General features: G+C 70.8%; 9 protein-coding genes and 1 pseudogene. 8 read left to right on the top strand and 2 right to left on the bottom strand.

Annotation, left to right across the window (positions count from 1 at the left end):
• Positions 1-120: 120 nt before the first annotated feature.
• On the top strand, positions 121-1014 hold the full coding sequence (locus L1885_RS17060; protein WP_235797981.1) for a tRNA (adenine-N1)-methyltransferase: 894 nt from the start codon (positions 121-123) through the stop codon (positions 1012-1014).
• Positions 1015-1284: 270 nt separating this feature from the next.
• A complete protein-coding gene (locus L1885_RS17055; protein WP_235797980.1) occupies positions 1285-1890 on the top strand; it encodes a hypothetical protein in 606 nt (201 codons plus the stop codon).
• 123 nt (positions 1891-2013) lie between these two features.
• Here L1885_RS17055 and L1885_RS17050 read toward each other — a convergent pair whose 3' ends face one another.
• On the bottom strand, positions 2014-2325 hold the full coding sequence (locus tag L1885_RS17050) for a ferredoxin (RefSeq protein WP_235797979.1): 312 nt from the start codon (positions 2323-2325) through the stop codon (positions 2014-2016).
• Between the two features lie 269 nt (positions 2326-2594).
• On the opposite strand from L1885_RS17050, the gene arc reads away from it, so the two are divergent.
• The 5 genes from arc to prcA all read left to right on the top strand — a co-directional run bounded on the left by arc (position 2595) and on the right by prcA (position 8353).
• A complete protein-coding gene (gene arc, locus L1885_RS17045; RefSeq protein WP_235797978.1) occupies positions 2595-4361 on the top strand; it encodes a proteasome ATPase in 1767 nt (588 codons plus the stop codon).
• A 182-nt stretch (positions 4362-4543) separates the two neighbouring features.
• Positions 4544-6055: a depupylase/deamidase Dop gene (gene dop / locus L1885_RS17040; protein WP_235797977.1), complete on the top strand. Its 1512-nt coding sequence runs from the start codon at positions 4544-4546 to the stop codon at positions 6053-6055.
• Between the two features lie 162 nt (positions 6056-6217).
• Positions 6218-6436: a ubiquitin-like protein Pup gene (locus tag L1885_RS17035; RefSeq protein ID WP_225012143.1), complete on the top strand. Its 219-nt coding sequence runs from the start codon at positions 6218-6220 to the stop codon at positions 6434-6436.
• A gap of 199 nt (positions 6437-6635) precedes the next feature.
• The gene (gene prcB, locus L1885_RS17025) at positions 6636-7481 is read left to right on the top strand and encodes a proteasome subunit beta (protein WP_235797976.1); all 846 of its coding nucleotides are present in this window, start codon (positions 6636-6638) and stop codon (positions 7479-7481) included.
• A gap of 53 nt (positions 7482-7534) precedes the next feature.
• Positions 7535-8353 (top strand): proteasome subunit alpha, encoded by an 819-nt coding sequence (gene prcA / locus L1885_RS17020; RefSeq protein WP_235797975.1) that lies wholly within the window; start codon positions 7535-7537, stop codon positions 8351-8353.
• A 156-nt stretch (positions 8354-8509) separates the two neighbouring features.
• On the opposite strand, the gene L1885_RS17015 is transcribed toward prcA, so the two are convergent.
• Positions 8510-9523, bottom strand: coding sequence for a LacI family DNA-binding transcriptional regulator (locus tag L1885_RS17015; RefSeq protein ID WP_235797974.1), 1014 nt, complete (start codon positions 9521-9523; stop codon positions 8510-8512).
• 129 nt (positions 9524-9652) lie between these two features.
• Here L1885_RS17015 and L1885_RS17010 point away from each other — a divergent pair.
• Positions 9653-9821, top strand: a pseudogene (locus L1885_RS17010) (MFS transporter); the annotation flags it as partial.

Here is a 9821-nt window from a genome sequence, read left to right as displayed (position 1 = left end):
GCGGACGCCGCCCCGGGCACGTGCCCTCCCCGCCGGGCGGCGGACGCGGCGGACGCCGCCCGCCGCCACCCCCGCCCCTGGGCGGGCCGGGGCACCGCGGGGACCGGATAGGCTGGGCACATGTCCGAACCGACCGGTGCCGCCCGCCGTCGCGGGCCCTTCAAGGTCGGGGACCAGGTCCAGCTCACCGACCCCAAGGGACGCCACTACACGTTCACGCTCGAAGCCGGGAAGAACTTCCACACCCACAAGGGTTCCTTCCCGCACGACGAGCTGATCGGTGCTCCCGAGGGCAGTGTTGTCCGAACCACGGGAAACGTCGCCTACCTCGCGCTGCGCCCCCTGCTCCCCGACTACGTCCTGTCCATGCCCCGCGGCGCCGCCGTGGTCTACCCGAAGGACGCCGGCCAGATCCTGGCCTTCGGCGACATCTTCCCCGGCGCACGGGTCGTCGAGGCGGGCGTGGGCTCCGGCTCGCTGAGCAGCTTCCTGCTGCGGGTCATCGGCGACGAGGGCATGCTGCACTCCTACGAGCGCCGGCAGGACTTCGCGGACATCGCGCGCGGCAACGTCGAGCGCTACTTCGGCGGCCCCCACCCCGCGTGGGAGCTGACCGTCGGCGACCTCCAGGACAACCTCTCCGACACCGACGTCGACCGCGTCATCCTGGACATGCTCGCCCCCTGGGAGTGCGTGGAGGCGGTGTCCAAGGCGCTCGTGCCCGGCGGCATCCTCATCGCGTACGTCGCGACCACCACCCAGCTCGCCCGCACGGTGGAGACGATCCGGGAGTTCGGCACGTTCAACGAGCCGGCCGCCTGGGAGTCCATGATCCGCAACTGGCACGTGGAGGGCCTGGCGGTCCGCCCGGACCACCGGATGATCGGCCACACCGGCTTCCTGGTCACCGCGCGGCGCCTCGCCGACGGTGTCGAGCCCCCGCTGCGCCGCCGCCGCCCCGCCAAGGGCGCGTACGGCGAGGACTACGACGGCCCCGGCAGCGGCTCCCGCTGACCCGGATCCCGGTGCCCCTCCGGCCCTGAGCGTCCCGGATCCCGACCGGATCCGGCCAACTCCACGGCGCCGCCGACCCGTTCCCGCCTCGTGCGGGCAACGGTGCGGCGGCGCCGTCACGTTGCCCCGGGGCGCCGCCGGCGCAGCCGGTGCCGCCCACCGGAGTCCGGCCCGCACCCCACCGTTCCCCACAGGTGTGACGTGTGGCACGATGCTGTCTCCCGCCCACAGTTGGTTTCTCCAGCACCATCGCAACAGGAGACACGCGGCGTGCAGCTCTCCGAGCCCCCGGACCTCGCGCACACCAGGCCCACCCCGATGCACTGGCTCGCCACGGCGACCGTGATGGCCGGCGCCCTCGCGCTGGCGGGACTCCTCCAGCCGCAGGGCGGCGCCACCGCCTCGGCGTCGGCCTCCCGGGCGGGCTCCCCGGCCGGCAGCTCGGCGCCGCCGTCGAAGGCTCCGCACCTGGCGGCTCCCGACGCCGGCACGTTCCGCTTCCCTCTTGAGTGCGGCACGGTGGGCACCGTGGTGACCGCGAAGGCCAGCGGGGACCTCGACGGGGACGGGAACCCGGAGACCGTCGCGGCCGTGCGGTGCGACTCGGGCACCGGCGCGCCGCCCGACGCCGTCTACGTCCTGAACAGGGACCGCGCGGGTGCGCCGCGGGTGGTGGCCACCCTGCTCGGCGTCGCCTCGCGCGAGACGGTCGGCAAGGGGTTCACGGTCCGCGACCGGGCCGTCTACGCGACGCTCCTCGGCTACTCCAGCGAGAACGTCCCGTCGTGCTGCCCGGACGTCCAGCAGCACGTCTCGTGGTCGTGGCGGGGCGGCGTGTTCGTCCGCAGCGAACAAGGCGACAGCAAAAGTGTCTGAAAACCGCGCACGGCCGCCGAGTGCGCCCCGGCTGCCCGGGGGCGTGCGCGGGCGGGCGCGCGCACGGCGCCCGGCGGCGCCCCGCCCGGTGTCACCCGTGCGCCACCCGGCGGACGCGCCCGCTCACTGAGCGTCCGGGCCCACGACCTCCTTGCCGTCCGAGACGCGCCGCACGTGGATGCACTCGCCCGGGCACTCCTTCGCGGAATCCACCACCTCCCGCAGCAGCGGGAGGGGTACACGGGTGGTCGCGCCGGGGTCCTGCAACAGCTCGTCGTCCTCGCTCTTGACATAAGCGAGACCGTCGATGTCCAGCTCGAAGACATCGCGCGCGTACTGGGCGCAGATGCCGTCACCCGTGCACAGATCCTGATCGATCCAGACCTCCAGCGGGCCGTGGGCCGCGAGGTCGTCGGTCGGGGCTTCCTGCTGCACGGTCGTATCTCCTGCCGTTTCTGCGTCGGGCCGGGCCGTCGTGCAACCCTGGGGAACAAGTCGCGCCAGCCGTGACGGGTGTTGAACAACCCGACGATACAACCGGCGGCTTTCCGATGTTGCTGGGTGGGTATTTGCCTGGCGTGAGGGAGAGCGCAAGGGTGAAGATCGGACGGACCCCTTACGTGTTTGTGATCTAGGGGTTTCAATCATCACCCACCCAGGTAGGGTCAGGAAGCGTCCAGCTCCCCTTGGAGGAGGTGAGGACCGTGGCAGCCCACGACGACGACATCAACCGCGGCATCCGGCCCGGGCGGGGGTCCGAGGACCCCGCAGGCCAGGTTGCCTATCTTGAGCAGGAAATCGCCGTCCTGCGCCGCAAGCTCGCCGATTCTCCGCGGCACACGAGAATTCTCGAAGAGCGGATCGTCGAGCTCCAGACGAACCTGGCGGGTGTGTCCGCTCAGAACGAGCGGCTCGCCAATACGCTGCGTGAGGCCCGCGACCAGATCGTGGCCCTCAAGGAAGAGGTCGACCGGCTGGCCCAGCCGCCGGCCGGTTTCGGCGTCTTCCTGCAGGCGAACGAGGACGAGACGGCGGACATCTTCACCGGCGGCCGCAAGCTCCGTGTGAACGTCAGCCCCAGCGTCGAGCTCGACGAGCTCAGGCGCGGCCAGGAAGTCATGCTCAACGAGGCGCTCAACGTGGTCGAGGCCATGGAGTTCGAGCGCGCCGGCGACATCGTCACCCTCAAGGAGATCCTGGAGGACGGCGAGCGCGCGCTGGTCATCGGCCACACCGACGAGGAGCGCGTGGTGCGCCTCGCCGAGCCGCTGATGGACCTCACCATCCGGCCCGGCGACGCCCTCCTGCTCGAACCCCGCTCGGGGTACGTCTACGAGGTCGTGCCCAAGAGCGAGGTCGAGGAGCTCGTCCTCGAAGAGGTCCCCGACGTCGACTACACGAAGATCGGCGGGCTGGGCGGGCAGATCGAGCTGATCCGCGACGCCGTCGAGCTTCCCTACCTCTACCCGGACCTGTTCAAGGAGCACGAGCTCCGGCCGCCGAAGGGCATCCTGCTGTACGGCCCGCCCGGATGCGGCAAGACGCTCATCGCCAAGGCGGTCGCCAATTCGCTCGCCAAGAAGGTCGGCGAGGTGACGGGGCGGCCCGCGGGCAAGAGCTACTTCCTGAACATCAAGGGTCCGGAGCTGCTGAACAAGTACGTGGGCGAGACCGAGCGGCACATCCGCCTGGTCTTCCAGCGCGCCCGGGAGAAGGCGAGCGAGGGCACCCCCGTCATCGTCTTCTTCGACGAGATGGAATCCCTCTTCCGCACCCGCGGCTCCGGTGTCAGCTCGGACGTGGAGAACACCATCGTCCCCCAGCTGCTCGCCGAGATCGACGGTGTGGAGGGCCTGGAGAACGTCATCGTCATCGGCGCCTCCAACCGCGAGGACATGATCGACCCGGCCATCCTGCGCCCGGGCCGGCTCGACGTGAAGATCAAGATCGAGCGTCCCGACGCGGACTCCGCCAAGGACATCTTCGCCAAGTACCTCACCGCCTCCCTGCCGCTGCACGCGGACGACCTCTCGGAGCACCGCGAGTCGCCCGACCAGGCGGTTCACGCCATGATCCAGACCGTCGTCGAGCAGATGTACGCCGAATCCGAGGAGAACCGCTTCCTCGAGGTGACGTACGCCAACGGCGACAAGGAAGTCCTGTACTTCAAGGACTTCAACTCGGGCGCGATGATCGAGAACATCGTGGGCCGGGCCAAGAAGATGGCCATCAAGGACTTCCTCGACCACAATCAGAAGGGCATCCGCGTCTCCCACCTCCTCCAGGCTTGCGTGGACGAGTTCAAGGAGAACGAGGACCTGCCGAACACCACGAACCCCGACGACTGGGCCCGCATCTCCGGCAAGAAGGGCGAGCGGATCGTCTACATCCGCACACTCGTCACCGGGAAGCAGGGTGCCGACACCGGGCGCTCCATCGACACGGTGGCGAACACCGGTCAGTACCTGTAAGTAGCGGGCCGGCTGCGGATGCCTCCCCACCGGGGGCGTCCGCAGCCGGTTGCTTTACCCGGACGTACCATCACACCAGGCCGACGTGTCGAATGATCTCCCCGCGGGCGCCACGGCGTTCTACGCTCGATAATTGAGCGCCGCGTCCCCAGGGGGCGCCGCCGCCGGGCAAGGAGGGCCGCATGACCGTACGGCGAGTAATGGGCATCGAGACGGAGTACGGGATCTCCGTGCCCGGTCACCCGAACGCCAATGCCATGCTCACCTCGTCCCAGATCGTCAACGCCTACGCGGCGGCGATGCACCGGGCGCGGCGGGCGCGGTGGGACTTCGAGGAGGAGAATCCGCTGCGCGACGCGCGCGGCTTCGACCTCGCCCGGGAGACCGCCGACGCCACGCAGCTCACGGACGAGGACATCGGCCTGGCCAACGTCATCCTCACCAACGGCGCACGGCTCTACGTCGACCACGCGCACCCCGAGTACAGCTCGCCGGAGATCACCAATCCGCGCGACGCGGTGCTGTGGGACAAGGCCGGCGAGCGCATCATGGCGGAGGCCGCGGAGCGCGCGGCGCAGCTGCCGGGCGCGCAGACGATCCATCTGTACAAGAACAACACCGACAACAAGGGCGCCTCCTACGGCACCCACGAGAACTACCTGATGAAGCGCTCGACGGCGTTCTCGGACATCGTGCGCCACCTGACGCCGTTCTTCGTCTCCCGCCAGGTCGTGACCGGCGCGGGCCGGGTCGGCATCGGCCAGGACGGCCGCGACCACGGCTTCCAGCTGAGCCAGCGCGCCGACTACTTCGAGGTCGAGGTCGGCCTGGAGACGACGCTCAAGCGGCCGATCATCAACACCCGCGACGAGCCGCACTCCGACGCGGAGAAGTACCGCCGGCTGCACGTGATCATCGGGGACGCGAACCTCTCCGAGATCTCGACGTACCTCAAGCTCGGCACGACGTCGCTGGTCCTCGCCATGATCGAGGACGGCTTCATCAACGTCGACCTCGCCGTGGACCAGCCCGTGCGGACCCTGCACGAGGTGTCGCACGACCCGTCCCTGAAGCACCTGGTCACGCTCCGCAGCGGCCGCAAGCTCACCGCGGTGCAGCTCCAGATGGAGTACTTCGAGCTCGCCAGGAAGTACGTCGAGGAGAAGCACGGCGCGGACGCCGACGAGCAGACCAGGGACGTGCTCGGCCGCTGGGAGGACACGCTCAACCGCCTGGAGCGCGACCCGATGAGCCTGTCCGGGGAGCTGGACTGGGTGGCGAAGCGGGAGCTGCTGGAGGGCTACCGGCGCCGGGACGGCCTCGACTGGGACGCGGCGCGGCTGCATCTCGTGGATCTCCAGTACGCGGACGTGCGGCCCGACAAGGGCCTCTACAACCGCCTGGTGGCCCGCGGGAAGATGAAGCGCCTGCTGGACGAGGGCGACGTCGACACGGCCCGTACGAACCCGCCCGAGGACACCCGGGCGTACTTCCGGGGCCGCTGCCTCGACCAGTACGCCGACGACGTGGCCGCGGCCTCGTGGGACTCGGTCATCTTCGACCTGCCGGGGCGCGACTCGCTCCAGCGGGTTCCCACACTGGAACCGTTGCGTGGTACACGCGAACACGTGAAGGAGCTCCTGGACCGCTGCCGCACGGCGGAGGACCTGGTCCGGGTGCTGTCCGGCCACTGAAAAGGCTGAAAGGGCCCGCCGCAGGGAATCATGGAGGGGGGCCCCGGACGTTCACTGGATGCTGTACGAGAACGGGGCCTTTGCCGGATCCTGCGGTTAGGGTCTGATCTTGAGGGCATCGAAAGTCACATCGAGCGGGGCGAACCGAGCGGGGTGAGGGATATGGCGACCAAGGACAGCGGCGGAGGCCAGCAGAAGGCGGCACGGTCCACGGAGGAGGCCGAGGAGCAGGCGCAGGACGCGCAGGGCTCCGAGGACCTCAAGGAGCGTCAGGAGAAGCTCTCGGACGACGTGGACTCCGTCCTGGACGAGATCGACGACGTTCTCGAGGAGAACGCCGAGGACTTCGTGCGGAGCTTCGTGCAAAAGGGCGGACAGTAGTCCCCCATGTGAACGGGGTGGAGAAGGGGTGCTTCCGCGCGCGGGAGCACCCCTTGCTTCCCGGAAGTGCATGTGGATCACCCCGGGTGTACGGGTAGGGTCCTGGCGTAGTGTGCTTCAACTGCAATTCGGCCATCGGCGAGTTGGGAGGCGATCCCGACGCACCGCGTCGTGCCGCCGCATAACTGGAGGGAAACGCGTGGAAGCCAATACTCGTGACACCGGGCGTCTACCAGCTGCCTTCCTGACGCCGGGGTCCTCTTCCTTCATGGACTTCCTGTCCGGCCACGCGCCCGACATGCTGCCGGGCAAGCGCTCGGTGCCGCCGCTGCAGGGCGCCGTCGAGGCGCCCCACGGCACGACGATCGTGGGCGTCACGTTCCCGGGCGGCGTGGTGCTGGCCGGCGACCGCCGGGCCACGATGGGCAACATGATCGCCCAGCGGGACATCGAGAAGGTCTTCCCCGCGGACGAGTACTCGGCCGTCGGCATCGCCGGCACCGCGGGCCTCGCCGTCGAGATGGTGAAGCTCTTCCAGCTGGAGCTGGAGCACTTCGAGAAGGTCGAGGGCGCCCAGCTGTCCCTGGAGGGCAAGGCCAACCGCCTGTCGACGATGATCAGGTCCAACCTCGCGATGGCGATGCAGGGCCTCGCCGTCGTACCGCTCTTCGCCGGGTACGACGTGGACCGCGGCAAGGGCCGGATCTTCTCCTACGACGTCACGGGCGGCCGCTCGGAGGAGACCGGGTTCTCCTCGACGGGCTCCGGCTCCGTGTTCGCGCGCAGCGCCATGAAGAAGCTCTACCGCGACGACCTGACGGAGGAGCAGGCGACCACGCTGGTCGTCCAGGCGCTGTACGACGCCGCCGACGACGACTCGGCGACGGGCGGCCCCGACGTGGCCCGCAAGATCTACCCGATCGTCACGGTGATCACGGAGGACGGCTTCCGCCGGCTGACCGACGACGAGTCGTCCGGGATCGCCCGGTCCATCATCGAGCACCGGCTCGAGCGGCCCGACGGCCCGCGCGCCGCGCTTTTGTGACGGCACCCGCTGTGAGAGTGAATCAGCCACTGACAGAAAGGGACGGATAGCCGGTGTCGACGCCGTTCTATGTCTCACCCCAGCAGGCCATGGCCGACCGGGCGGAGTACGCCCGCAAGGGCATCGCCCGCGGCCGCAGCCTTGTCGTGCTCCAGTACGCCGACGGCATCGTCTTCGTCGGCGAGAACCCGTCCCGCGCCCTGCACAAGTTCAGCGAGATCTACGACCGGATCGGTTTCGCCGCCGCCGGCAAGTACAACGAGTACGAGAACCTGAGGATCGGCGGTGTGCGCTACGCGGATCTGCGCGGCTACACCTACGACCGCGACGACGTGACGGCCCGTGGGCTCGCCAACGTCTACGCGCAGACCCTCGGCACGATCTTCTCCAGCGCGGGCGAGAAGCCCTACGAGGTCGAGCTGGTGGTCGCCGAGGTCGGTGAGTCGCCCGACGGCGACCAGATCTACCGGCTGCCGCACGACGGCTCGATCGTCGACGAGCACGGCTCCGTCGCGGTGGGCGGCAGCTCCGAGCAGATCAGCAGCTATCTGGACCAGCGGCACCGCGAGGGCATGACCCTCGCCGAGGCGCTCAAGCTGGCGGTGCAGGCGCTCTCGCGCGACACCAACGGCGGGGAGCGGGAGATCCCCGCCGAGCGCCTGGAGGTGGCGGTCCTGGACCGCACGCGTCCCCAGCAGCGCAAGTTCAAGCGGATCGTGGGCGGGCAGCTCTCCCGCCTGCTGGACGCGGAGGCCGGCGGCTCCGGCCCGGCATCGGGCTCCGGGGGCCCGGAGGAATCCGGGGATTCCGGCGACTCCGGTGACTCCGGCAAGAAGGACGCCGGCGGTGACGGCTCCGAGGGCGACGCCTGATCGCCCCTCGCCCCTGATCGTTCTCCGCTGTGCCCCGGCCGCGCTCGCCGCCGGGGCACAGCCGCGTCCGGGCCGGGCTCTCCCCGTCCCGTGCGTGCCCTCGTGCGCGTTCCGGGGCGCGCGGACCCGCTCCGCCCGCGGCGGGGCGGCGCCCGGTCAGTGCGGCGGGGGAGCCGTGGAACCGCGCACCACGAGCCGCACCGGCAGGTCGCCGGACTCGGGCTCGCGTCCCTCCAGCACGGCCAGCAGGGCGGCCATGCCCCGCTGGCCGACCTGCTCCGCGGGCAGTCGCACGGTCGTCAGTTCGGGTTCGAGCGCCGTCGCGAGGGCCAGGTCGTCGAAGCCCGTCACGGACACGTCCTCCGGCACCCGCAGACCCAGCCTGCGCAGCGCCTTGCAGGCGCCGGCGGCCAGGACGTCGTCGTCGCAGACGATCGCGGTCGGGCGCGGCGCGGCTCCCTCCAGCGCCGTCACCACCGCCTCCCGGGCGTCCGCCACCGCGAGCGCGGAGCGCACCGTGCGCAGGCTCGCGCCGGCGGCGCCGGACACGGCGCGGGCCAGTTCGGCGGCGCGCACGTCGAAGGTCCAGGACGCGACGGCCGATCCCAGGTGCAGCAGCCGGCGGTGTCCGAGGCCCAGGACGTGGCCCGCGACCTGGCGCATGCCGTCCGCGACGTCCGCGTTGACGTGTGCGGCGGAGCCGGGGGCCGCCGGGTCGCTGTCGAGCATCACCAGCGGCAGCCGGCTGCCGTGGATGGCCGCGGGCGCGTCGACGGCCATGGACGACGCGATGACGCCGTCAAGGGCCGTGCGCGCCGGGTCGAAGGGGCTGGCCGCGGGTCCCACGCCGGCGGGGGAGGGGTACAGGACGACGCCGAAGCCGTGTTCCGCCGCGACGGCGGCGGCGCCCGTGTGGACGCGGGCGAAGAACTCGTTGGTCAGCGCCGGCACCACCAGCAGCGCCGTCCGGGTCGAGCCCAGGCGCAGGTTGCGCGCGGCGAGGTTGGGCCGGTAGCCGAGCTCGCCGGCCGCGTCGCGCACCTGCGCCGCGGTGCGCTCGGAGACCCGCCCGCGCCATTTGTCCCCGAGCACGAGGGAGACCGTGGCCTGCGAGACCCCGGCGGCCCGGGCGACGTCCTTGCTGGTGGGACGCGTGGCCGGCCGGGTCATGGGACCTCCCTCTTCGCTGCTGCCGGTGGACCCGGCGTTCGCGCTCATGGTACGTATGGGTGAGGAAGTTATACGTAACACGTCACTCGTTCGCGTCGACGTGGAACCGGACACGGGAGGGGCGGGGCCGTGGGAGCCACCGGATACCTGGAACTGCTGCGGGCGCCGCACGCGGCGCGGCTGCTCGCCGGCACGCTGGCGGGCCGGCTGCCCAACGCCACCGCGCCGATCGCGGTCGTGCTGTTCGCGCGGGCGGACGGCGCGGACTACAGCCTGGCCGGCGCGCTCGCCGCCGCCT

The sequence above is a fragment of the Streptomyces fuscigenes genome, assembly GCF_021556455.1.
GTDB lineage: Bacteria > Actinomycetota > Actinomycetes > Streptomycetales > Streptomycetaceae > Streptomyces > Streptomyces fuscigenes.
This window is presented reverse-complemented; position numbering and strand designations above follow the sequence as displayed.

Excerpts from the sequence above, each read along its gene's own strand:
- L1885_RS17060 (WP_235797981.1), top strand. The coding sequence starts at position 121 with ATGTCCGAACCGACCGGTGCCGCCCGCCGTCGCGGGCCCTTCAAGGTC.
- dop (WP_235797977.1), top strand. The coding sequence starts at position 4,544 with ATGACCGTACGGCGAGTAATGGGCATCGAGACGGAGTACGGGATCTCC.
- L1885_RS17035 (WP_225012143.1), top strand. The coding sequence starts at position 6,218 with ATGGCGACCAAGGACAGCGGCGGAGGCCAGCAGAAGGCGGCACGGTCC.
- L1885_RS17015 (WP_235797974.1), bottom strand. The coding sequence starts at position 9,523 with ATGACCCGGCCGGCCACGCGTCCCACCAGCAAGGACGTCGCCCGGGCC.